This window comes from Streptomyces sp. MNU89 (assembly GCF_020982505.1).
Lineage (GTDB): Bacteria > Actinomycetota > Actinomycetes > Streptomycetales > Streptomycetaceae > Streptomyces > Streptomyces xinghaiensis.
In genome coordinates this window covers 6,251,880-6,275,570 of sequence record NZ_JAJKLL010000001.1, presented here as the reverse complement: position 1 = coordinate 6,275,570, position 23,691 = coordinate 6,251,880, and the positions used below count along the sequence as shown (strand labels likewise).

General features: G+C 72.3%; 18 protein-coding genes. 8 read left to right on the top strand and 10 right to left on the bottom strand.

Features of this window, described 5'->3' with window-relative positions; genetic code table 11:
* Positions 1-33: 33 nt before the first annotated feature.
* Entirely contained in the window at positions 34-1,017 is a 984-nt protein-coding gene (locus E4N63_RS26795) for a tRNA (adenine-N1)-methyltransferase (RefSeq protein WP_230241860.1), read from the bottom strand.
* A gap of 92 nt (positions 1,018-1,109) precedes the next feature.
* The gene (locus E4N63_RS26790; protein ID WP_228429701.1) at positions 1,110-2,345 is read right to left on the bottom strand and encodes a site-2 protease family protein; all 1,236 of its coding nucleotides are present in this window, start codon (positions 2,343-2,345) and stop codon (positions 1,110-1,112) included.
* Positions 2,346-2,470: 125 nt separating this feature from the next.
* Here E4N63_RS26790 and E4N63_RS26785 point away from each other — a divergent pair, with 125 nt between their 5' ends.
* Both E4N63_RS26785 and E4N63_RS26780 read left to right on the top strand, forming a co-directional pair.
* On the top strand, positions 2,471-3,487 hold the full coding sequence (locus E4N63_RS26785; protein WP_374112838.1) for a RecB family exonuclease: 1,017 nt from the start codon (positions 2,471-2,473) through the stop codon (positions 3,485-3,487).
* A 15-nt stretch (positions 3,488-3,502) separates the two neighbouring features.
* Positions 3,503-4,174 (top strand): response regulator transcription factor, encoded by a 672-nt coding sequence (locus E4N63_RS26780; RefSeq protein WP_019708863.1) that lies wholly within the window; start codon positions 3,503-3,505, stop codon positions 4,172-4,174.
* Between the two features lie 82 nt (positions 4,175-4,256).
* Here E4N63_RS26780 and E4N63_RS26775 read toward each other — a convergent pair whose 3' ends face one another.
* The 4 genes from E4N63_RS26775 to metH form a co-directional block, all read right to left on the bottom strand.
* A complete protein-coding gene (locus tag E4N63_RS26775) occupies positions 4,257-5,840 on the bottom strand; it encodes an ABC transporter substrate-binding protein (protein ID WP_374112837.1) in 1,584 nt (527 codons plus the stop codon).
* Positions 5,841-5,904: 64 nt separating this feature from the next.
* Positions 5,905-7,503: an ABC transporter substrate-binding protein gene (locus E4N63_RS26770; protein WP_125623904.1), complete on the bottom strand. Its 1,599-nt coding sequence runs from the start codon at positions 7,501-7,503 to the stop codon at positions 5,905-5,907.
* 443 nt (positions 7,504-7,946) lie between these two features.
* Positions 7,947-8,651 (bottom strand): HAD family phosphatase, encoded by a 705-nt coding sequence (locus E4N63_RS26765; protein WP_019708866.1) that lies wholly within the window; start codon positions 8,649-8,651, stop codon positions 7,947-7,949.
* Between the two features lie 231 nt (positions 8,652-8,882).
* Positions 8,883-12,392 carry a methionine synthase gene (gene metH, locus E4N63_RS26760; RefSeq protein ID WP_230241859.1) on the bottom strand — a complete coding sequence of 1,170 codons (3,510 nt, stop codon included), beginning with the start codon at positions 12,390-12,392 and terminating at the stop codon, positions 8,883-8,885.
* A 236-nt stretch (positions 12,393-12,628) separates the two neighbouring features.
* Between metH and E4N63_RS26755 the strand changes: the two genes are divergently transcribed.
* The 6 genes from E4N63_RS26755 to E4N63_RS26730 all read left to right on the top strand — a co-directional run bounded on the left by E4N63_RS26755 (position 12,629) and on the right by E4N63_RS26730 (position 19,900).
* Positions 12,629-13,393, top strand: coding sequence for an IclR family transcriptional regulator (locus tag E4N63_RS26755; protein ID WP_125623906.1), 765 nt, complete (start codon positions 12,629-12,631; stop codon positions 13,391-13,393).
* A gap of 246 nt (positions 13,394-13,639) precedes the next feature.
* Positions 13,640-14,431, top strand: a complete 792-nt coding sequence (locus tag E4N63_RS26750; protein ID WP_125623907.1) for an MIP/aquaporin family protein — start codon at positions 13,640-13,642, stop codon at positions 14,429-14,431.
* 119 nt (positions 14,432-14,550) lie between these two features.
* Positions 14,551-16,086, top strand: a complete 1,536-nt coding sequence (gene glpK / locus E4N63_RS26745) for a glycerol kinase GlpK (RefSeq protein WP_125623908.1) — start codon at positions 14,551-14,553, stop codon at positions 16,084-16,086.
* Between the two features lie 5 nt (positions 16,087-16,091).
* Positions 16,092-17,711 (top strand): glycerol-3-phosphate dehydrogenase/oxidase, encoded by a 1,620-nt coding sequence (locus E4N63_RS26740; RefSeq protein WP_125623909.1) that lies wholly within the window; start codon positions 16,092-16,094, stop codon positions 17,709-17,711.
* Between the two features lie 195 nt (positions 17,712-17,906).
* On the top strand, positions 17,907-18,395 hold the full coding sequence (locus E4N63_RS26735; protein WP_125623910.1) for a LysM peptidoglycan-binding domain-containing protein: 489 nt from the start codon (positions 17,907-17,909) through the stop codon (positions 18,393-18,395).
* Positions 18,396-18,619: 224 nt separating this feature from the next.
* Complete coding sequence (locus tag E4N63_RS26730) at positions 18,620-19,900, top strand: PAC2 family protein (RefSeq protein WP_230241858.1); 1,281 nt, start codon at positions 18,620-18,622, stop codon at positions 19,898-19,900.
* Positions 19,901-19,982: 82 nt separating this feature from the next.
* On the opposite strand, the gene mshC is transcribed toward E4N63_RS26730, so the two are convergent.
* The 4 genes from mshC to E4N63_RS26710 all read right to left on the bottom strand — a co-directional run bounded on the left by mshC (position 19,983) and on the right by E4N63_RS26710 (position 23,665).
* Positions 19,983-21,212: a cysteine--1-D-myo-inosityl 2-amino-2-deoxy-alpha-D-glucopyranoside ligase gene (mshC, locus tag E4N63_RS26725; RefSeq protein ID WP_125623912.1), complete on the bottom strand. Its 1,230-nt coding sequence runs from the start codon at positions 21,210-21,212 to the stop codon at positions 19,983-19,985.
* Positions 21,213-21,403: 191 nt separating this feature from the next.
* Positions 21,404-22,276, bottom strand: coding sequence for an SCO1664 family protein (locus tag E4N63_RS26720; RefSeq protein WP_125623913.1), 873 nt, complete (start codon positions 22,274-22,276; stop codon positions 21,404-21,406).
* Positions 22,240-22,830: a DUF3090 domain-containing protein gene (locus E4N63_RS26715; protein WP_043463501.1), complete on the bottom strand. Its 591-nt coding sequence runs from the start codon at positions 22,828-22,830 to the stop codon at positions 22,240-22,242. The genes E4N63_RS26720 and E4N63_RS26715 overlap by 37 nt, the downstream gene beginning before the upstream one ends.
* A gap of 130 nt (positions 22,831-22,960) precedes the next feature.
* Positions 22,961-23,665 (bottom strand): histidine phosphatase family protein, encoded by a 705-nt coding sequence (locus E4N63_RS26710; protein WP_125623914.1) that lies wholly within the window; start codon positions 23,663-23,665, stop codon positions 22,961-22,963.
* Between the last annotated feature and the right edge of the window lie 26 nt (positions 23,666-23,691).

The following is a 23,691-nucleotide window of genomic DNA, read 5'->3' as shown; positions in this document are numbered from 1 at the left end:
GGCCACAGCACGCCGTTAAGCGTGGCCAAAGGTTTACCCAAAACTCCGCCGCCCGGTCTTCCCGGTGGGAAGCGGGCGGCGGAGGGTGTCGTCGGGCGGGGGTGGGGCGTCAGCCGCGGCGGCGCCGCCACTGGACGAGCCCGGGCCGGTGTAGTCCTCGCCGTACGCGCCCTTGGCGGGGCGGCGGCGGCGCAGCGGGGGCTCCACGCCGTCCGCGAGGCGGCGGGCGGTGAGCAGGAAGCCGGTGTGGCCGATCATGCGGTGGTCGGGACGGACCGCGAGACCCTCCACGTGCCAGGTGCGGACCATGGTCTCCCAGGCGGTCGGCTCGTTGAAGGTGCCGTGCTCCCGGATCGCCTCGACGGTGCGGGCGAGCTGGGTGGTGGTGGCCACGTAACCGCAGAGGATGCCGCCGGGGACCAGGGCCTTGGAGACGGCGTCCAGGCACTCCCAGGGGGCGAGCATGTCGAGGATGACCCGGTCGACCTCGGTGTCGGAGAGGTTGTCCTGGAGGTCGCCGACCGTGAGCTGCCAGGCCGGGTGCTCGCCGCCGAAGTAGCGGCGGACGTTCTCGGCGGCGATCTCGGCGAAGTCCGCGCGGCGCTCATAGGAGTGGAGCATGCCCTGGTCGCCGATGGCCCGCAGCAGGAAGGTGCTGAGGGAGCCGGAGCCGACCCCGGCCTCGACGACGCGGGCGCCGGGGAAGATGTCGGCCATCGCCAGGATCTGCCCCGCGTCCTTGGGGTAGACCACGGCGGCTCCGCGGGGCATGGACAGGACGTAGTCGGGGAGCAGCGGGCGCAGCGCGAGGTACGCGACGTTCCCGGTGGTACGGACAACACTGCCCTCGGGAGCGCCGATCAGCTCGTCGTGCGGGAAGGCACCCTTGTGGGTGTGGAAGCTCTTCCCGGCTTCGAGCGTGAACGTGTAGTGGCGTCCCTTGGGGTCGGTGAGCTGGACCTGGTCCCCGACCTTGAAGGGCCCGCGGCGGCGGGCGGCACCGGTCGGTTCGGACATGTGACCAGCCTACCGGTCGGCACGGGGCCGTCCTGCCACGGTGGTGCGGCGGGCATCGGCCCCCGCGCCGGCGGCCGCGGGGGCCGGGCGGGTCAGGGGTTGCGGGCCATCGCCGAGACGAAGGCGCGTTCGACGTCGGCGGTGGAGAGGACGCCGTAGACCTCGCCGGTCTCCTCGACGACCAGGTACTCGGTGGCGGGCGTGGCCCGCAGGGTCTCCAGGAGGTCCTCCCCGGCGAGGTCCGCCGAGACCCGCAGGCCGGGCTTGAGGTCCTGGGCGAGGCCGCCGACGGCGATCCAGGGACGGCGGTGCTCGGGCACCCCGGCGATCGCGGCCTCGCGGACGAGGGCCGTGGGCTCGCCCTGGCCGTCGACCACCACGAGGGCCCGGGCCCCCGCCTCGTTCGCGCGGCGCAGCGCCTCGGAGAGCGGGGTGTCGGCCGTGACGGGGACCGCGCGCCGGGTGAGGTTGCGGGCCCGGAGCTCGGGGAGGCGCTCGCGGAGCCGGGCCATGCGCAGGCTGTTGCCGGCGCCGGTCCAGATGATCGCCGCGAGGATGGCCGCGAGCAGCGCGTCGGTGATGGTGTCGACCCCGCCGATGTCCTCCGGGGGGTTGCCGAGGCTGCCGGAGTGGGTGAGCAGCGGCAGGCCGACCAGGACGGCGACCGCGAGGGCCCGGCCGGTCCAGGCGGCGGCGACGGTGCCGGTCATCGGCCTGCCGGTGACCCGCCAGACGACGGCGCGGAGCATCCGGCCGCCGTCCAGGGGGAGTCCGGGCAGCAGGTTGAAGACGGCGACGATCAGATTCGAGATCATCAGGCCGGCCAGCAGCACGCCGGGGACGGTGCCGGGCTCGACGGCGTACATGCCGAGGTAGAAGACCCCGGCGAGGGCGAGGGAGAGCAGCGGGCCGACGAAGGCGAGCACGAACTCCCGGCCCGGGGTCTCGGACTCCTTCTCGATCTCCGACACCCCGCCGAAGAACTGCAGCTGGATGCGGCGGACCGGCAGCTTGTAGTGGAGCGCGACGACGGTGTGCGCCAGCTCGTGGACGAGCACGGACCCGTAGAAGGCGACCGCGAAGAAGAGCGAGACCAGGTAGCGGAGGCTGCCGAGTTCGGGCAGCACCCGTTCGAGCTGCTCGCCGAAGACCCAGGTGATCAGGGCGGCCACCAGGAACCAGCTGGGGGCGACGTAGACGGGCACCCCGAACGGGCGGCCCATGAGGATGCCGCCACCCGTTCCGCGCGGCCGCTTCGGCTCGCCGTCGCCGCCCGCCGCTCCCCCGCCGCCGGACTGCGGCTTCCCGCTCTCGCCGCTCTCGTCCACGGTGTCCCTTCGTCGCTCGTTCCCCCGCGCCGCGGTCGTCCGGTTCCGCGAACGGGCGGCCCGAGGAGGTCTGCCGTCGATGGTATGCGGACCGGTGTCGGTCCCGGGCCGTAGGGTCGTACGCCATGGACACCAGCACCGAGCACACCGGCGCCGGACGGGGCGGCCGGAGGACCGGCCGCGGGCCCGGCGCGGCGGCCGCGCCGCCGGCGTCGCTGTCGCCGTCGCGCGCAGCCGACTTCATGACCTGCCCGCTGCTCTACCGCTTCCGGGTGATCGACAGGCTGCCGGAGAAGCCGAGTGAGGCGGCCGCCCGCGGGACGCTGGTCCACGCGGTGCTGGAGCGGCTGTTCGACGCCCCCGCGGCGGAGCGGACGGCGCCGCGGGCCCGGGCACTGGTGCCCGGCGAGTGGGAGCGGCTGCTGACGGCGCGGCCGGAGCTGGCCGGGCTCTTCGCGGAGGACGGCGACAGGGAGGACGGCGAGGCGGAGGACGGCGGCGCGGACGGCGCTCCGGGTGGCGAGGGGGACGGCGGGGCCGCGGCCCCCGCGCGGCTGGCCGGGTGGCTCGCCGAGGCGGAGCGGCTGGTGGAGCGGTGGTTCACGCTGGAGGACCCGGCCCGGCTGGAACCGGCGGAGCGGGAGCTGTTCGTGGAGACCACGCTGGACTCCGGGCTCCGGCTGCGCGGCATCATCGACCGGGTGGACGTCGCGCCGAGTGGTGAGGTGCGGATCGTCGACTACAAGACGGGGAAGGCCCCGCGCCCGGAGTACGCGGCGGGACCGCTGTTCCAGATGAAGTTCTACGCGCTGGTCCTCTGGCGGCTGAGGGGCACGGTGCCGCGCCGGCTGCAGCTGGTCTACCTCGGCAGCGGGGACGTCCTGACGTACGACCCGGCCGAGGAGGACCTGCGGGCCACCGAGCGGAAGCTGCTGGCCCTGTGGGACGCCATCCGCCGGGCGACGGACTCCGGGGACTGGCGGCCCCGGCGGAACCGGCTGTGCGACTGGTGCGATCACCGGGCGGTGTGCCCGGAGTTCGGCGGTACGCCCCCGCCCTACCCGCTGCTGCCCGTGGCGGTCCCGTCCGGGGAACCGGGCGGCCCTCGGGTACCGGGCCAGGGCAGAATGGGCGGCGTCTAACGAAGGAGTCCTGCTGTGGCCATCCGTGTCCTCCTGGTCGACGACCAGCCGCTGTTGCGCACCGGTTTCCGGATGATCCTGGAGGCGGAACAGGACATCGCCGTGGTCGGCGAGGCCGGTGACGGGCTGCAGGCCCTGGACCAGGTCCGGGCCCTGCAGCCCGATGTGGTGCTGATGGACATCCGGATGCCCCGGATGGACGGGGTCGAGGCCACCCGGCAGATCACCGGCCCGGGGCGGGACGGGCCGGCGAAGGTGCTGGTCCTGACCACGTTCGACCTCGACGAGTACGTGGTCGAGGCGCTCCGCGCCGGGGCGAGCGGCTTCCTCCTCAAGGACGCCCCCGCCCAGGAGCTGGTGCAGGCGATCCGGGTCGTCGCCTCGGGCGAGGCCATGCTGGCGCCGAGCATCACCCGCCGCCTGCTCGACAAGTACGCGGCGAAGCTGCCCTCGGGCGAGGAGCCGGTGCCCGACACGCTGCACACCCTGACCGACCGCGAGGTCGAGGTGCTGAAGCTGGTCGCGAAGGGGCTCTCCAACGCGGAGATCGCGGCCGATCTGTTCGTCAGCGAGACCACGGTCAAGACCCATGTGGGGCATGTGCTGACGAAGCTCGGTCTGCGGGACCGGGTGCAGGCGGCGGTCTACGCCTACGAGAGCGGACTGGTGCGGCCCGGCGCCGGGTGAGCGGCTCGCGCGGAGAGGGGCCGGCCCGGGTTCGGGCCGGCCCCTCTCGCGTCGGGCCGGGTGGTGCGGCGGGACGCCGCGGTCAGTCCTGGATCTTGCTGATCTCCCAGAAGCGGAAGACGGTCGAGGCGTCCAGCGACCACTCCAGGCCGGCGACGTCCCGGTGCGCCACGGCGTACTGCTTGCCCTGCCAGAGCGGCAGCACCGGCAGTTCCTCGGCGACGATGTCCTGCAGTTCGCCGAAGTTCGCGGCGGTCGCGGCCCGGTTGGCCTCCGCGGCGGTGCTCGGGATGAGCTGCTTCACGATGCGCTTGGACTCGTAGTTGTTGGAGAGGACGTTGCCCTCGCCGAAGAACGGCGCGGTGAAGTTGTCCGGGTCCGGGTAGTCGGGCACCCAGCCCTTGACGTAGATGCCGTAGTCGCCGTTCTTGATGCCCTCCTCGTACTCCTCCAGTTCGACGCTCTTCACATCGGCGTCGAACAGCCCGCTGGCGTTGAGCTGCTGGGCGAGCTTCTGGAATCCGGGGACGGTGCCGGGGCCGTAGCGGGTGGGGGTGGCCCAGAGCGTGACCTTGAGCCGGCCGGTGATGCCCTCCCCGCGGAGGGCCTCCTCGGCCTTGTCCCGCTGCGGACGGTCGCCGTAGACGTCGAAGAAGGCCGTGTTGTGGCTGGTGATGCCCGCCGGGACGATCGAGTACAGCGGCTTGGCGGTGTACTTGTAGACGTCGCGGACCAGGGCGCTCCGGTCGACGAGATAGGCGATGGCCTTGCGCACGCCCTCCTTGCCGATGACCGGGTCGTCGACGTTGAAGACCAGGTGCTGGACCTCGGCGCTGGTGCCCTCGATGACCTCCAGGCCGTTCTTCTCGTCGGTCGTGGCGGTCTCCAGCTCGTTGATGTCCTTGATGGAGAGACCACGGTAGGCGAGGTCGACCTCGCCCTCCTGCAGGGCGCTCTTCAGGGCGGCCTGGTCGCCGTTGAAGAGTTTCATCGTCATGCCGGAGTTCTTGACCTTGGCGGGGCCCTTGTAGTCCGGGTTGACGGAGAACTTCGCCTCGCTCTCGGGCGTGTAGGAGTCGAGCTTGTAGACACCCGAGCCGATGGCCTTGCCGTCGGTGCGGAGCTTGTCCATCTCGTACTCGCGGTGGTCCACGATCGAGCCGGCGCCGGAGGCGATCTTCATGGGGAAGGTGGCGTCGGGGAACTTGAGCTTGAAGACGACGGTCTTCTCGTCCGGGGTCTCGACCTTGTCGATCGACGTCAGCATGACGGCCGGGCCGTTCTCGTCGTTGATCTTCAGCGTCCGGCGGAAGGAGAACGCAACGTCCTCGGAGGTCAGGCTGTTGCCGTTGCTGAACGTCAGCCCGTCCTTGAGCTCGCAGCGGTAGACCTTGCTGGCTCCGTCGTCGAAGCCGCAGCGCTCGGCCGCCTCGGGCTGCGGTGTCGTACCGCCCCGGGGGAAGCTCATCAGGGACTGGAAGACGTTGTTGAACAGCAGCCAGGAGCCGGGGTCGTAGCCGGAGGCCGGGTCGGTCGCCGCGATCTCGTCCGTCATTCCCATGACGATCGGCTCGCCCGTACCGGCCGAGTCGGCGTCCCCCCCGCCGCAACCGGCCAGCAGTCCCATCGCGATGGGGACCGCGAGCAGGTGATGACGTATCCTCACGCGCACATTCCTCACACTCTTCTCGATCGGCACCGGCCCCCGTCGGTGCCACGACTGGTCAGGTTCAGCCGACCGTGCGGCCGAGTTCCCACAGCTGCAGGACCGACGACGAGTTCAGCGCCCACTCCACACCGGTGACGGTGTTCCGGGCGGCGACGTACTGCTTGCCCTGCCACAGCGGCAGCAGCGGCACGTCCTCGGCGACGATGTCCTGGATCTCCTCGAAACTCTTGGTGGCGCCGGTCCGTTCGGCCTGCTGCCGGGTCTCCGGAATCAGCTGGCTGTGGATCTCCTTGTTGTCGTACGGGCTGTTGAGGAAGTTGTCCTCGGAGAAGAACGGAGCCGTGAAGTTGTCGGGGTCGGGGAAGTCCGGGAACCAGCCCATGCCGTAGACGGCGTACTCGCCCTCCGTCTGGCTGGGGCGGAACGTCTTCCACGGGACGCCCTTGATCGTTACGTCGAAGAGACCCGTTCTGTTCAGCTGCTTCTGCAGGCTCTCGAACTCCATGGCCGTGGCCGGGCCGTAGTGGTCCGTGGTGTAGGTCAGCTCCAGCTTCACCGGGGTCTCGACACCGGCGGAGGCCAGGGTCCTGCGGGCGGCGTCGGCGTCGGGCTCCCCGTACCGGTTGAAGAAGGAGTTGAGGTGCGCGTCGACGCTGCTCGGGATCATGGAGTAGAGCGGCTGGGCGCTGCGCGCGTACACGTCGCGGGCGAGTTCCTGGCGGTCGACGATCTGCGCGACCGCCCGCCGTACGGCCTTCCGGCCGGCCACCGGGTGCTCGGTGTCGAAGACGAGGTAGCGGATCTCCTGGCCGGGCATCTCGACCAGCTCGATGTCCTTGTCCTCGCCCTTCGCCAGCCGGGCGATCTGCTCGGGTGACATGCTGCGGGTCATCAGGTCGATCTCGCCGGCCTTGAGGGCCTTCTCCATGGCCGTGGAGTCCCGGAGGATCCGCAGCTCGACCTTGTCGTTCCGGAGTTCGACCTGGCCCTGGTAGTTCCGGTTCCTAGTGAAGACGAGGGACTGGACGGAGCCGTCCTTCTCCTTCGTCTCCAGGGTGTAGGGGCCGGAGCCGGACACCTCGAAGCCGTCGCGGAGCGCGTCCCGCTTGTAGCTCTGGGAGTCCACGATCGCGGCGGCGGGGGTGGCGAGCTTGTACGGGAAGGTCGCGTCCGGCTTCTTGAGGTGGAAGACGACCTCCAGGTCCCCGAGGGTCTCGATCCGGTCGATGTTCGAGATCAGCGAGACCGGGCCGTTGGGGTCCTCGATCCCCAGGGTCCGCTCGACCGAGAACTTCACGTCCTCGGCGGTGAGGAGGTTGTCGTTGGAGAACTTCAGGCCCTCGCGCAGGGTGCAGCGGTACTGCTCGTTGCGCCGGTCGGAGAAGCCGCATTTGGTGGCCGCCTCGGGGACCGGCTCACTGCCGGAGCGGGGCAGGGCCATCAGCGTCTGGAAGGTGTTGCGCAGGACGTTCCAGGAGGCCATTTCATAGGCCAGCGCGGGGTCGAAGGGCGCCGGGTTGTCCTTGGTGAGGACGAACTGCTCCGTGGTGCCGACGACGATCGCGCCGTCCGCCGCGGATCCCCCCGTGGCACCGCAAGCGGCCAGGACCGGCACCAGCAAGCCGATGGCGGCCGGCGGTGCCAGAGTCTTGCGATTCATCGTCGGGGTTCTCCTGCATTGCGATCCGTCCCGGGGACCATACCGACCTCGGCACGCTGGTCACAGGGGCTGTGGTGAAGTTCTGGCGAAACATTAGTCGGCGCTGCCAGGGATGCTGGAACGGGGCGAAGTTGACGCTCCATAACACGCTGATAACAGCCGCGCCCCGTCCACTATCCGGACGCCGGAATGATTGCCGCGTTAACTCACCTATGGGGACAGAAGGGTGCGCATCCGGGCCGCCACGGACTCGGGAGAGCACTCCTACCCAGCCTTGTCGACCGGCACGGGCGTGAGAAAGGTCACGTCATGGATTTCCGGCGGGATCACCGCGGGATCACGGCCGGATCACCGGGAATTCCCCCTGCGCATTCGTTACGGAAAATGACCGGACAGGCGCCGACGGTCGTGTTCTTTCCGCCACCATACGCACCGTGTGCGGTTCAGTGCATTCCCGTGATCAATCCGTGCAGAAAGGGAAGGTCGACTTCTTCGAGAGAGCTGACGACGGGGCGCCGCGGGGCCGGTTCGATGGGAACCACCGAGGGCACGGCCACCACCGGGCAGCCCGCCGCCTCCGCCGACGCCACGCCGGTCGGGGTGTCCTCGATCACCGCGCAGCGCGCGGGGTCGGCTCCCAGCTTGGCGGCCGCCATCAGATACGGGTCCGGGTGCGGCTTCGTCCGCTCCAGCTCGTCCCCGGCCAGGGTGAGGTCGAAGTGCCCGGCCCCGACCGACTCCAGGACCCGGTCGATGACGCGCCGGTGCGAGGCGGAGACCAGCGCGGTCGGCACCCGGTGCGCGGCCAGCTCGGCCAGCAGCCGGGCGGCTCCGGGCATCAGCGGTACCCCGCGGCCCATCATCTCCTCGAAGCGGTCGTTGAGGAGCACGGAGAGCTCGGGGACGGTGATGTCGGCGCCGGTGACCTCGATGAGGTAGCCGGCGCTGCGGCTCATGGGGCCGCCGACCACGACCTCGCGGTGGTGGTCGTGGAGGATGTGGCCGAGTTCGGCGAAGACCTCCACCTCGGCGTCCCACCAGAAGCCCTCGGTCTCGACGAGTGTGCCGTCCATGTCGAGCAGCACGGCCTGCAGGGTGGTGGTTCCCTCGGCCGTCCGGGTGCCGAGCGCGGGGATGCTGCTGGTCATCCTTGCCCCTCTCGTGAAAGGTCGCCGGCCGTGTCCGGCCTCGGAGGCCAAAGAGGGCCGGCCGCGGCCCCGGGTGGGGGTGCGACCGGCCGTGCCGGACCGACCAGTGTACGACGGGCCGCTACCGAGCGTCGCGGCGAGGCGGCCGTGCGCCACTCCGGGTCACCCGCCGCCCCTACCCGCCCGGGCGGCGCGGGGCGGGTACGGGCGGCGGACGGGAGGGGCTCCGCCCTACCGGGCGTTGAAGTACTTGGCCTCGGGGTGGTGGATGACGATGGCGTCGGTGGACTGCTCGGGGTGGAGCTGGAACTCCTCCGAGAGCTCGACGCCGATCCGCGAGGGCTCCAGCAGTCCGGCGATCTTCGCCCGGTCCTCCAGGTCGGGGCAGGCCCCGTAGCCCAGGGAGAAGCGGGCACCGCGGTACTTGAGCGCGAACATGTCCTCCATGGCCGCCGGGTCCTCCCCGGCGAAGCCGAGTTCGGCGCGGACGCGGGCGTGCCAGTACTCCGCCAGGGCCTCCGCCAGCTGGACGGAGAGGCCGTGGAGTTCCAGGTAGTCGCGGTAGGCGTCGGCGGCGAAGAGCTTGGCCGTCTCCTCGCCGATCCGGGAGCCGACGGTGACGACCTGCAGGCCGACCACATCGGTCTCGCCCGACTCCTCCGGCCGGAAGAAGTCCGCCAGGCAGAGCCGGCGGCCGCGGCGCTGGCGGGGGAAGGTGAAGCGGGTCCGCTCGGCGCCGTCCTCCCCCAGGATGATCAGGTCGTCGCCCTTGGAGACGCAGGGGAAGTAGCCGTAGACGACGGCGGCCTCCAGGAGGTTCTCCGTCTGGAGCCGGTCGAGCCAGCCGCGCAGCCGGGGGCGGCCCTCGCTCTCCACCAGTTCCTCGTAGGTGGGGCCGTCGCCGGTGCGGGACTGCTTGAGCCCCCACTGCCCCTTGAAGAGCGCGCCCTCGTCCAGCCAGGAGGCGTACTCCTTGAGCTGGATGCCCTTGACGACCCGGGTGCCGCGGAACGGCGGGGTGGGCACGGGGTTGTCGGTGGCGACGTCGGAGCGGACGCCCTCCGCCGGCTCCGGCTCGGCGATCTCCAGGTCGCGCCGCGGGACCCGGCGCTGCCGCAGTTCGGGGAGGGCGGCGCCGGGGACACCGCGCTTGACGGCGATCAGGGCGTCCATCAGCCGCAGGCCCTCGAAGGCGTCCCGGGCGTAGCGGACCTCGCCCTGGTAGATCTCGTGGAGGTCCTGCTCGACGTAGGCGCGGGTGAGGGCGGCGCCGCCGAGGATGACGGGGTAGTCGGCGGCCAGCTTGCGCTGGTTGAGCTCCTCCAGGTTCTCCTTCATGATCACGGTGGACTTGACCAGGAGGCCGGACATGCCGATGACGTCGGCCCGGTGTTCCTGCGCGGCCTCCAGGATCGCGGAGACCGGCTGCTTGATGCCGAGGTTGACGACGGTGTAGCCGTTGTTGGAGAGGATGATGTCGACCAGGTTCTTGCCGATGTCGTGGACGTCGCCGCGGACGGTGGCCAGCACGATGGTGCCCTTGCCCTCCTCGCCCTCGGCCTTCTCCATGTGCGGCTCCAGATGGGCCACGGCCGTCTTCATGACCTCGGCGGACTGCAGCACGAACGGCAGCTGCATCTGTCCGGAGCCGAACAGCTCGCCGACGACCTTCATGCCGGCCAGCAGGGTGTCGTTGACGATCTCCAGGGCGGGGCGCTCGCGCAGGGCCTCGTCGAGGTCGGCCTCCAGGCCGTTGCGCTCGCCGTCGATGATGCGGCGCTGCAGGCGCTCGTCCAGCGGCAGGGCGGCCAGCTCCTCGGCCCGGCCCGCCTTCATCGACTTGCTGTCCACGCCCTCGAACAGCTCCAGGAACCGCTGCAGGGGGTCGTAGCCCTCGCGGCGCCGGTCGTAGATCAGATCGAGGGCGACCTCGCGCTGTTCCTCCTCCAGCCGGGCGATCGGCACGATCTTGGAGGCGTGGACGATGGCGGAGTCGAGCCCGGCCTTGACGCACTCGTCCAGGAAGACGCTGTTGAGCACCGCGCGGGCGGCCGGGTTGAGCCCGAAGGAGATGTTCGACAGGCCCAGGGTGGTCTGGACGTCCGGGTGGCGGCGCTTGAGCTCGCGGATCGCCTCGATGGTGGCCAGGCCGTCCTTGCGGGACTCCTCCTGGCCGGTGGCGATGGTGAAGGTGAGGCAGTCGATGAGGATGTCGCTCTTGTGCACGCCCCAGGTGCCGGTGAGGTCGGCGATCAGGCGCTCGGCGACGGCGACCTTGTGCTCGGGGGTGCGGGCCTGGCCCTCCTCGTCGATGGTCAGGGCGATCAGCGCCGCGCCGTGCTCCACCGCGAGCTGGGTGATCTTCGCGAAGCGCGACTCCGGCCCGTCGCCGTCCTCGTAGTTGACGGAGTTGATGACGGCGCGGCCGCCTAGCTTCTCCAGCCCGGCCCGGATGACGGCGGGTTCGGTGGAGTCCAGCACCAGCGGCAGGGTGGAGGCGGTGGCGAAGCGGCCGGCGATCTCCTCCATGTCGGCGACGCCGTCACGGCCGACGTAGTCCACGCAGACGTCCAGCAGGTGGGCGCCCTCGCGGATCTGCTCGCGGGCCATCTCCACGCAGTCGTCCCAGCGGCCGTCCAGCATGGCCTCGCGGAACTTCTTGGAGCCGTTGGCGTTGGTGCGCTCCCCGATCGCCAGGTACGCCGTGTCCTGCCGGAACGGCACGCTCTGGTAGAGCGAGGCCGCGCCCGGCTCGGGACGCGGCTCCCGCGCGGCGGGGGTCAGGTCCCGGACGCGTTCGACGACCTGGCGCAGATGCTCGGGGGTGGTGCCGCAGCAGCCGCCGACCAGGGACAGCCCGTACTCGCGGACGAAGGTCTCCTGCGCGTCGGCCAGTTCGGCCGGGGTGAGGGGGTAGTGGGCGCCGTCCTTGCCCAGCACGGGCAGCCCGGCGTTGGGCATACAGGACAGCGGGACCCGCGCGTGGCGGGCCAGATGGCGCAGGTGTTCGCTCATCTCGGCGGGGCCGGTGGCGCAGTTCAGGCCGATCATGTCGATGCCGAGCGGCTCCAGGGCGGTGAGCGCCGCGCCGATCTCGGAGCCCAGCAGCATCGTGCCGGTGGTCTCCACCGTCACGGACACGATCACCGGGAGGTCTGTGCCCGTCTCCCGGAGCGCGCGCCGGGCGCCGAGCACGGCGGCCTTGGTCTGCAGCAGATCCTGGGTGGTCTCCACCAGGAGCGCGTCGGCGCCGCCGGCGATCATGCCCTCGGCGTTCTGCTGGTAGGCGTCGCGCAGCACGCCGTAGCGCACGTGGCCGAGGGTGGGGAGCTTGGTGCCCGGGCCCATCGAGCCCAGGACCCAGCGCGGGCGGCCGTCCCCGGCGGTGAAGGCGTCGGCCGACTCGCGCGCGATCCGCACCCCGGCCTCGGAGAGCTCGAAGATCCGGTCGGCGATGTCGTACTCGGCGAGCGCGGCGTGGTTGGCGCCGAAGGTGTTGGTCTCCACGCAGTCCACCCCCACCGCGAAGTACGCGTCGTGGACCGAGCGCACGATGTCGGGGCGGGTGACGTTCAGGATCTCGTTGCAGCCCTCCAGCTGCTCGAAGTCCTCCAGGGTCGGCTCCTGCGCCTGGAGCATCGTCCCCATCGCCCCATCCGCCACGACCACCCGGGTGGCCAGTGCCTCCCTCAGCGCGGAGACGCGGTCGGTGCTGCTGGTCGATGGCTGGATCGAGCCCATGGAAAACTCCCTGAGGTGCGACGGCTGTCGGCTTTGCGCCCTTCATGCGGAGAGCGCACCCGGTCAGCGTAGCCGTCATGGTGCCCGGGGTCCGGGGCGTTCCACTGGGCGGACTATGTTCCGGCCACGGGCAGCCGCCGGGGATTCCGCCGGGTGGTTCCCGGTGCGGTACCCCCGGGTCGGCATAGGCCGATACTGTTCAGCATTGCCGAATCCGCAACGATGGAGGTTGCCCGATGGCTCGGACCATCCAGTCCCTGGAGCGGGCCGCGGCGATGCTGCGGCTCCTGGCGGGCGGCGAGCGCCGGCTCGGCCTGTCCGAGGTGGCCGCCGCGCTGGGACTGGCCAAGGGCACCGCGCACGGCATCCTCCGCACGCTCCAGCAGGAGGGCTTCGTCGAGCAGGACCCGGCCTCGGGCCGCTACCAGCTCGGCGCCGAGATGCTGCGGCTGGGCCAGAGCTATCTGGACGTCAACGAGCTGCGGGCGCGGGCCCTGGTGTGGACCGACGACCTGGCGCGGTCCAGCGGGGAGAGCGTCCACCTGGGGGTGCTCCACCAGAGCGGCGTGCTGATCGTGCATCACGTCTTCCGGCCGGACGACAGCCGGCAGGTCCTGGAGGTCGGCGCCATGCAGCCGCTGCACAGCACGGCGCTGGGCAAGGTGCTGGCGGCCTACGACCCGGTGGCGCACGCCGAGGCCGTGGAGGGCGGTCGGGAGGCCTTCACGGGCCGCACGGTGACCGGGGCGGAGGAGTTCGAGGCCGTCCTCGACCTGACCCGGGCCCGGGGCTGGGCCTCCGACATCGAGGAGACCTGGGCCGGAGTGGCCTCCGTGGCCGCGCCCATCCACAACCGGCGGCGGATGCCCGTCGGAGCGGTGGGCGTCACCGGAGCGGTGGAGCGGGTCTGCGACGGTGCGGAGCTGCAATCGCGGCTGGTCGCGGCGGTGCGGGATTGCGCCCGGGCGGTTTCCCGGGATCTCGGCGCCGGGCGATTCTGAACACCCTCTGTCACCCTTGCTCTACGCACGGGTCGGATCGGCGGCTTTTTCGCCCGCGGGCTCTTGACGTGCTGGGACCCGTGAAGAAAACTGCCGTTCTCCGGTCGGCATTGTCGAACGCCTAACGACAATATTGATCACGGTGCCGCCAGCCGCCGACCGGTGACCGCCCTCATCGAGGGCACGGGCCACGGGTGGGACCCCGGGCCCGTCCTGCCCCCTGGACGAAGGACAAAGGAGTCGCGGGTGTCCAGCTCCGACATCTTCATCGGCGAGACCATCGGGACCGCCGTACTCATCCTCATGGGCGGCGGCGTCGTGGCCGCCGTCACCCTCAAGCGCTCGAAGGCCCTCAACGCCGGCTGGATCGCCATCGCCCTCGGGTGGGGCTTCGCGGTCCTCACCGGCGCCTACATCGCGGTCGGCGTATCCGGCGCGCACATCAATCCGGCGGTCACCCTCGGCCTGGCCATCCAGGGCACCACCGAGTGGTCGGACGTGCCGCTCTACTTCGCCTCGCAGATGCTGGGCGCGATGATCGGCGCCGCCCTGGTCTGGCTGACCTACTACGGCCACTTCCGTGACCACCTGACCGACCCGCAGGTCCTGGCCGAGGCCCGGACCGGCCCGGAGGGGCTCGTCGAGCAGGACAACGCCCCGGCCGCCGGACCCGTGCTCGGCATCTTCTGCACCGGCCCGGAGATCCGCAACGCCGTGCAGAACCTGATGACCGAGACCATCGCCACCACCGTGCTCGTCCTCTCCGTCCTCACCCTGGGCCTGACCGAGGGTCTGGGCGTGTCGGGCACCGGCGTGCTGATCGTCGCCCTCGTCGTGGCCGGTATCGGCTTCTCGCTCGGCGGTCCGACCGGTTACGCCATCAACCCGGCACGCGACCTCGGTCCCCGGATCGTGCACGCGCTGCTGCCGCTGCCGAACAAGGGCGGCTCCGACTGGGGCTACGCCTGGGTACCGGTGGTCGGCCCACTGCTCGGCGGCGCCCTCGCCGGCGGGATCTACCAGCTCGCCTTCGCCTGATCCCCTGACCCCCGTCCGCACCACGAGCGCCGTACGCACCCCACGCACCGGAGCATTGCGCCACCCCCGTCCCGTACGTCCCGCACGCCCCTCCCGCCATCGGACTCCAGGAGCACACCGTGACCGACGCGCACACCGCCGGCCCCTTCATCGCCGCCATCGACCAGGGCACCACCTCCAGCCGCTGCATCGTCTTCGACACCGACGGACGGATCGTCGCGGTCGACCAGAAGGAGCACGAGCAGATCTTCCCCAAGCCGGGCTGGGTGGAACACGACGCCGCCGAGATCTGGACGAACGTCCGGCAGGTCGTCGACGGCGCCGTCGAGAAGGCCGGGATCACCGCCGCCGACGTCACGGCGATCGGCATCACCAACCAGCGAGAGACCACTCTTCTGTGGGACAAGGCCACCGGTGAGCCGGTGCACAACGCCATCGTCTGGCAGGACACCCGGACCGACGCGCTCTGCCGCGAGCTCGGCCGCAACGTCGGCAAGGACCGGTTCCGCCGCGACACCGGCCTGCCGCTGGCCTCCTACTTCGCCGGACCGAAGATCCGCTGGCTGCTCGACAACGTCGACGGCCTGCGCGAGCGCGCCGAGGCCGGCGAGATCCTCTTCGGCACCATGGACTCCTGGGTCATCTGGAACCTCACCGGCGGCCCGGACGGCGGCGTCCACGTCACCGACGTCACCAACGCCTCCCGCACCATGCTGATGAACCTCCACACCCTTCAGTGGGACCCGAAGATCCTGCACTCGATGGGCGTGCCCGCCGCCGTGCTGCCGGAGATCCGCTCCTCCGCGGAGGTGTACGGCGAGGCGAGCAGCGGCGCGCTCGCCGGGGTGCCCGTGGCCTCGGCCCTCGGCGACCAGCAGGCGGCGCTGTTCGGCCAGACCTGCTTCGAGAAGGGCGAGGCCAAGTCCACCTACGGCACCGGAACGTTCCTGCTGATGAACACCGCCGGGGAGCCCGTCAACTCGTACCACGGGCTGGTCACCACGGTCGGCTACCGCATCGGCGACCAGGCGCCCGTGTACGCGCTGGAGGGCTCGATCGCCATCACCGGCGCGCTCGTCCAGTGGATGCGCGACCAGATGGGGCTGATCAACAGCGCCGCGGAGATCGAGACCCTCGCCAGCTCCGTCGAGGACAACGGCGGCGCCTACTTCGTCCCGGCCTTCTCCGGGCTCTTCGCGCCGTACTGGCGCGACGACGCCCGCGGCGTGATCGCCGGCCTCACCCGCTACGTCACCAAGGCCCACATCGCCCGCGCCGTCCTGGAGGCCACCGCCTGGCAGACCCGGGAGATCACCGACGCCATGCGCAAGGACTCCGGTACCGAGCTGGCCTCCCTCAAGGTCGACGGCGGCATGACCTCGAACAACCTGCTGATGCAGACCCTCGCCGATGTCCTGGACGCCCCCGTGGTGCGCCCGCTCGTCGCCGAGACCACCTGCCTCGGCGCCGCCTACGCGGCCGGACTCGCCGTCGGCTACTGGCCGGACACCGACGCGCTGCGCGCCAACTGGCGCCGCGCCGCCGAGTGGACGCCCCGGATGGACGCGGCGGACCGGGACCGCGAGTACAAGAACTGGCTCAAGGCCGTGGAACGGACCATGGGCTGGCTCGAGAACGACGAACAGGAGCACTGAGTCCGATGACGATCCCGATCCCGCAGAGCCCTCCGGCCACCGGAGACTCCCCGGCCGCGGCCCCGCGGCCCGGCGGCCGCGCCGAGACCCGCGACCGGCTCTCCCGGGGAACCTACGACCTGCTGGTGATCGGCGGCGGCATCCTGGGCACCTCGGTCGCCTGGCACGCCTCGCAGTCGGGTCTGCGGGTGGCGATGGTGGACGCCGGCGACTTCGCCGGCGCCACCTCCTCCGCCTCCTCCAAGCTCGTCCACGGCGGTCTGCGCTACCTGCAGACCGGCGCGGTCAAGCTGGTGGCGGAGAACCACCACGAACGGCGAGTGCTGGCCCGGGACGTGGCCCCGCACCTGGTCAACCCGCTCACCTTCCACCTGCCGGTCTACAAGGGCGGTCCGCACGGCGCGGCCAAGCTCGGCGCGGGCGTCTTCGCCTACTCCGCGCTCTCGGCCTTCGGCGACGGCGTGGGCCGGGTCATATCCCCGGCCCGCGCGGCCGCCGCCAACCCGGCGCTGCGCACCGAGAACCTCAAGGCCGTGGCCGTCTACGGCGACCACCAGATGAACGACTCCCGGGTCGCCGTGATGACCGTACGGGCGGCCGCCGGATCCGGTGCCGCGGTCCTCAACCACGCGGAGGTGACCGGGCTGCGCTTCACCCGCGGCCGGGTCACCGGCGCCGAGCTGCGGGACCGGCTGGACGGCACCGAGTTCGGCGTCGACGCCCGTCTCGTCCTCAACGCCACCGGTCCCTGGATCGACCGGCTGCGGCGGATGGAGGACAAGAACTCCGCCCCCAGCATCCGGCTCTCCAAGGGCGCGCATCTGGTGCTGCGGCGGAAGGCGCCGTGGCGGGCCGCCATGGCCACGCCGATCGACAAGTACCGCATCACGTTCGCCCTCCCCTGGGAGGACCAGCTGCTGCTCGGCACCACCGACGAGCCGTACGAGGGCGACCCGGCGGACGTCCGGGCCACCGAGACCGACATCGCCCAGATCCTGGACGAGGCCGCCCACTCGGTGCGCGACGAGCACCTCTCCCCCGATCTGCTGACCTACGCCTTCGCCGGCCTGCGGGTGCTGCCCGGCGGCCCCGGCGGCGTGGAGCAGGCCAAGCGGGAGACGGTGGTGACCGAGGGCCGGGGCGGCATGCTGTCCGTCGCGGGCGGCAAGTGGACGACATACCGCCACATCGGCCGGGTGGTCATGCGGAAGCTGGCCTCGCTGCCGGACGGGGCGCTCGCCGAGGACATGGAGCCGCTGTCGCAGCTGCCGCGCCGGGTGCCGCTGCCGGGGATCGCCAATCCGAACGCGGTGGCGCACCGGCTGCTGGTCAGCCGGGAGCCCGGCTCCCGGATGGACCCGCTGACGGCACGCCAGCTGGCCACCCACTACGGCTCGCTGGCGCTCGACATCGCCCGGCTCGCCGACGAGGACCCGGCGCTCGGCGAGCGCATCCACCCGGACGGGCCGGAGATCTGGGCCCAGGTCGTCTACGCCCGCGACCACGAGTGGGCCGAGACGGCCGACGACGTGCTGCGCCGCCGGACCACCCTCACGGTCCGCGGTCTGGACACCCCGGAGGTCCGCGCCCGGGTGGAGGAGATCCTGGCCGCCCGCGCGGGCTGAGCGGGCCGTGACCGGAGGGAGGCGGCCGCACGGCGCGGGCCTCCCACCGCCTCCCTCCGCCACCCCGTCCGGCTCCCCGGGGGCCCGCGGCGTTCGCCACTCGAACAGCAGTGGCACGGACGGCGTTTGACCGTCCGTGGGTTCGGTACTCCAGGGGTGAAGGGCCATCACCACAACAGAGGGGGGCGTTCGACGATGACGAACCGCATCGACCAGCCGCGGGAGTGGGACCTGGTCGGCGACCCCGTCCTCATCGCGGGAGTCGGCACCGGGTTCGAGGCGAATCTCAGCTACCGGGTCGGCGAGGGCCACGACGAGGTGACCGGGTACTTCACGGTCGGCGGCGGAACCGGCGAGCACGGGCAGTTCCAGGTGCAGGCCGACGTCAGCAAGGCGGCCTTCACCCTGGACCGGCTGTACGTCCAGGTCTTCGAGGTCAGCGCCGCGGACGGCGAGGAGATCAACCTGGTGACCGTCCCCGTGATCTACGGCCCGCGGATCGTGCCCGGCTACATCGGCTACCGCGAGCACACCGTGGTGCGGGGCGAGACCCTGTCGGCCATCGCCCGGGCCCACTACGGCGAAGCCCGCCTCTTCCCGCGCATCGTACGGGCCAACCCACAGCTCACCGACCCGGACGTGATCGTCCCCGGGCAGCTGCTGCGGATCCCCATCGGCGCGTGAACGCCCTCCCGCCGGGCAGGTTCTCCCCGTGCGGAGCGGACGCCGCACCCCGGCGCGGCCGGGGTGCGGCGTCCGTCCGGCCCGGGACGCGGACGGATTCCGTGTCCCCCGCCTTGGCCTGCCGACGGCCGCGCCGGAAGCCGTAGGCTGGGTGCCGCACGTGACGGAACAGCAGCCGGGGTGCCGGGGGAAGCGCCCCCGGCCGCGGCGGAAGGAGGCGCTGGGTGATCGAGCTCGAGGGGGTTCCCGAGCTGATCGACCCGGTCATGGTGGCCGCGTTCGAAGGCTGGAACGACGCGGGCGACGCCGCTTCCGCCGCGGTCGTCCACCTCGACCGGGAGTGGAAGGGCGAGGTCTTCGCGGCGCTCGACGCGGAGGACTACTACGACTTCCAGGTCAACCGTCCGACCGTCTTCCTCGAAGACGGGGTCCGCAAGATCACATGGCCCACCACCCGGCTCTCCGTGGTCCGGGTCGGCGGAGAGAAACCGCGCGATCTGGTGCTGGTCCGCGGTATCGAGCCGAGCATGCGCTGGCGCTCGTTCTGCAACGAACTCCTCGGCTTCGCGCACGAGCTGGGCGTCGAGATGATCGTGATCCTGGGCGCGCTGCTCGGCGACACCCCGCACACCCGTCCGGTTCCGGTCAGCGGCGTCACCTCCGACCCCCAGCTGGCCCGCACCATGGACCTGGAGGAGACGCGCTACGAGGGCCCCACGGGCATTGTCGGCGTCCTCCAGGAGGCGTGCACGCACGCGGGGGTGCCGGCGGTCAGCCTGTGGGCGGCCGTGCCGCACTACGTGTCCCAGCCGCCCAACCCCAAGGCGACGCTCGCCCTCCTCAACCGGCTGGAGGACCTGATCGGGCTGCGCGTTCCCACCGGGGAACTGGTGGAGGACGCGCGGGCCTGGCAGCTCGGCGTGGACCAGCTGGCGGCCGAGGACAGCGAGGTCGCCGAGTATGTGCAGACGCTGGAGGAGGCCCGGGACACCGCCGAGCTGCCGGAGGCGTCCGGTGAGGCGATCGCGCGGGAGTTCGAACGCTATCTGCGGCGGCGGGACGGCAGGCCGGGCACCGCGCCGGGCGGCCACGCCACCGAGACCGGCTCCACGCCGGAGGGGCGGGACAGCGGCGCGTATCTGCGGGACCCCTCGGCGGGAACCGGGCGCCCGGCGAAGCCCGTCACGCCGGAGGACACGGCCGGTGACGCGTCCGGCCACCCGGCGGACGGGGAGAGCACGGAAGAGGGCCGCGGCACCGCGGAGGGCGGGCCCGGCCGGGGTGCCGCGGGGAAGGACGAGGCCGGGGAGGACGGAACCGGTGGCCGCGGGAAGACCGGGAACGGCCGCGGCGGCCGGAGCCGCCCACGCGGCCGCGGACGCGCGGGCCGGGAGCGCACGGACCGGGAGAGGGACGGGGACGCGGACGGCGGCCCGTCCGGCGCCGGCTCCGGGAACTCCGGCAGCGGCGACACCGAGGACGGCCCGGGCCCCGAGGACGAGTAGCGGCGGGCCCGCCGAAAAACGGGGCGCTCCCGGTGCCGGGGGCGCCCCGTTCCTCATGAGCGGGATGAGCGGGCGGCCGGGTTCAGAGGGCCACGCCCAGCAGCGCGTCCACGGCGCGGGACACCAGTCCGGGCGCCGACTCGTCCGTACCGCCGGTGGCCTCCTGGCCGGCGGCCCAGCGGTCCACCGCGGCGAGGGCCGCCGGGGCGTCCAGGTCGTCCGCCAGCGCCGCGCGGATCTCCTCGACGAGGGCGCCGGCCGGTGCCCCGTCCGGCCGGGAGACGGCCGCGCGCCAGCGGTTCAGCCGGGCCGTGGCCTCGGCCAGGTCTCCGTCGGTCCACTCCCAGTCGGAGCGGTAGTGGTGGGCGAGCAGGGCCAGCCGGATCGCCGCCGGGTCCACGCCCTCGCGGCGCAGCGCGGAGACGAACACCAGATTGCCCTTGGACTTGGACATCTTCTCGCCGTGCAGGGCGACCATCCCGGCGTGGACGTACGCCTTGGCGAAGGGGCGCTCGCCGGTGAGCGCGTGGGCGTGCGAGGCGCCCATCTCGTGGTGCGGGAAGGCCAGGTCGGAGCCGCCGCCCTGGACGTCGAAGCCCATGCCGAGGTGGTCCAGGGCGATGGCCACGCACTCGATGTGCCAGCCGGGCCGGCCGGGGCCGAGGCTCCCGCCGTCCCAGCTGGGCTCGCCCTCCCGCGCGGCCATCCAGAGCATGGGGTCGATCGGGTCCTTCTTGCCGGGGCGGTCCGGGTCGCCGCCGCGCTCGGCGGAGAGCAGCCGCATCGTCTCCGCGTCGAGCCCGGCGACCTCGCCGAAGTCCGGGTCGGCCTGGACCGAGAAGTAGACGTCCCCCTCCAGCTCGTAGGCGGCACCGTTCTCCAGGAGCCGCTCGACCAGCGGCAGGATGCCGGGTATGGCCTCGACGGCGCCGATGTAGTGGCGCGGCGGCAGCATCCGCAGGGCGGTCATGTCCTCGCGGAAGAGGGCGGTCTCGCGCCGGGCGAGCTCGGTCCAGTCGTCACCGTTGGCGACGGCCCGCTCCAGCAGCGGATCGTCGACATCGGTGACGTTCTGGACGTAGTGGACCTGCCGCTTGGTGTCGAGCCATACGCGCTGGACGAGGTCGAACGCGGTGTAGGTCGCCGCATGACCCAGGTGGGTCGCGTCGTACGGGGTGATGCCGCAGACGTAGATGCGGGCTACGGGACCGGGGTCGAGGGTGATCGTCCCCCCGGTCGCGGTGTCGTGGATCCGGAGGTCGCGGCCACGGCCGGGCAGGGCGGGGACCTCGGAAGCGGGCCAGGCATACATGTCATGAGCGTAACCGGATGCACTGTCCGGATACGAACCGGCTGCCGCACCTGGCCGGATCGGCCGTCTTGCGCGCGGGCCGGCGGGATGCCCTCCCGTACGGCCTGCCGTCACGACGCGCCGGGACGACGGTTCGGCGGCCCGGCCCGGCGGCCCCTCCCGGCACATCGGCCCGGCGGACCGGCCGGGGCTCAGATCGGCGGCCAGGGGATCGCCGGCCAGTCGCCGCCGGGTTCCGGGTGGCGCCCCGTGCGGAGCAGCCGGGCCACCCGCGTCCGGACGGCGTCCGTCTCGGCGGGGGTGATCAGCTCGGCGAGCCGGCCGGCCAGCGGGCCGCCGGGGGCCAGCTCCTCCGCCAGCCGCTCCAGCACCCCGACCGCCTCCGCGGGCAGCGGCTCCCCGGCCCACCCCCACAGCAGGGTGCGGAGTTTGTCCTCCGCGTTGAACGTCACGCCGTGGTCGATGGCGTGGAGCCGGCCGCCCGCGTCGGGCAGCAGATGGCCGCCCTTGCGGTCGGCGTTGTTGACGACCGCGTCGAACACGGCGAGCCGGCGCAGCCGGGGGTCGTCGGCGTGGACGAGCAGGGCGGTGCGCCCCTCCCCCACGTCCGCGAAGCCGACCGCCCGCCAGCCGGGCCCGGGCTCCTCGGCCTCGACCAGGGCCAGCAGCGCGGTCTCCGGGTCCGCCTCGATCCACAGCTGGCACATGCCCTCGCCGTAGGGACCGTCCCGCAGCACGGTCGGCGGCACGAGATCCCAGCCGGTGGCCCGGGAGACCTCGTAGGCGGCCGTCTCGCGGCGGGCGAGGCTGCCGTCGGGGAAGTCCCAGAGCGGGCGCTCACCGGCGACGGGCTTGTAGACGCAGGCCGCGCGCCGCCCGTCGAGTTCGGCGGTGCAGCGCAGCACGGTGTTCGAAGCGCCGCCGACCCGGCCGTCCACGGTCAGTTCGCCGCGCGACAGCAGAGCGAGGGCGCCGGGCGGGCCGCCGGCGGGCGCCCCGTCCGCCGGGCCGGCCGTCTCCGCGGAGGTCACAGGCCCCGGCGGTATCCGTTCTGGCGCGGACATACGTGTCCCTCCGGGTCGAGCGGCAGGCTGCACAGGGGGCAGGGCGGCCGGCCGGCGTTGACCACGTCCATCGCGCGCTTGGCGAACGCGCGGGCCATGCTGCCGGTGAGGCGCACCCGCAGCACGGGCGGGCCGTTCTCCTCGTCCTGCAGAAGCTTCTCCTCGGCCTCGGCCAGATCCTCGTCGGACCCGGCCTCCAGTTCGACGAGGGCCTGCGCCTCCACGATCATGCACTCGTCCTCGCCGTCCCAGGCCAGCGCCATGGTGCCGACGCGGAACTCCTCCTCCACCGGCGTTTCGAGCGGCTCGGTGTCGGCCTCCTCGGCGGGGGCGACGGCGGGTACGGGGGCGTTGCCCCCGGTGCGGCGCACCACCTCGTCCAGCAGTTCGTCTATGCGTTCGGCGAGTGCCTCGACCTGGGTCTTCTCCAGAGCGACGCTCGTGGTCCGGCTGCCCGCGCTTGCCTGGAGGAAGAAGGTCCGGCGCCCAGGCAGTCCGACCGTACCGGCGACGAACCGGTCCGGCTGGTCGTAGAGGAACACCTGACGGGGCACGTCCTGCTCCATGTCTGCTCGGTGGTCTCGGGATGTCGGCGGTGCCCGGCCGCGGCCGCAGCCGCGGGTGCCGGGCGGTCGCGCGGAGGGCCGCCCGCCCGCGGGCTGTCCACCCTACTGTGGTCGGCGATCACGGTGCGCCCGCACCGCCTCCGACCGCGGCGTCCCCCGCCGCGGTGCTGTCCGGGCCGGCGGAGGCGGGTGCCAGGCCGGCCAGGTCACCGGTGTCGCCGAGCCGCAGCAGGAAGGGGCGGAGCGGGGTGTAGCGGACGGCGGTGACGGAGCCGGGCTCGGCCGCGAGCCGCTGGAAGTGGTCGAGGTGCAGGCCGACGGCGTCGGCCACGACGGACTTGATGACGTCGCCGTGCGAGCACATGACGTAGACGGCGTCGGGGCCGTGTTCCGCCTCGATCCGGGCGTTCCAGTCCCGGACCGCGTCAACGGCGCGCGCCTGCATGGCCCGTACGGATTCCCCCTCCTCGCCGGGGAACTCGGCCGCGGAGGGGTGCCGCTGCACGGTGGTCCACAGCGGCTCCTCGGCGAGTTCGGCCAGCTTCCGGCCGGACCAGTCGCCGTAGTGGCACTCGCCGATCCGCTCGTCGGCGTGGAGCGGCAGGCCGGGCCGGGCGTCCAGCAGCGGGCGCAGCGTCTCCCGGCAGCGCTGCAGCGGGCTGGTGACGGCGGCGGCCAGCGGGAGCCCCGCGAGCCGGGCCGGCAGCGCGGCGGCCTGGGCGGCGCCGCGCTCGTCGAGTCCGACGCCCGGGGTCCATCCGGCGAGGATCCCGGCGGTGTTGGCGGTGGACCGGCCGTGCCGGACGAGAAGCAGCGTGGGCATGGCGCCAGCCTAGGGCGTGCGGCCGG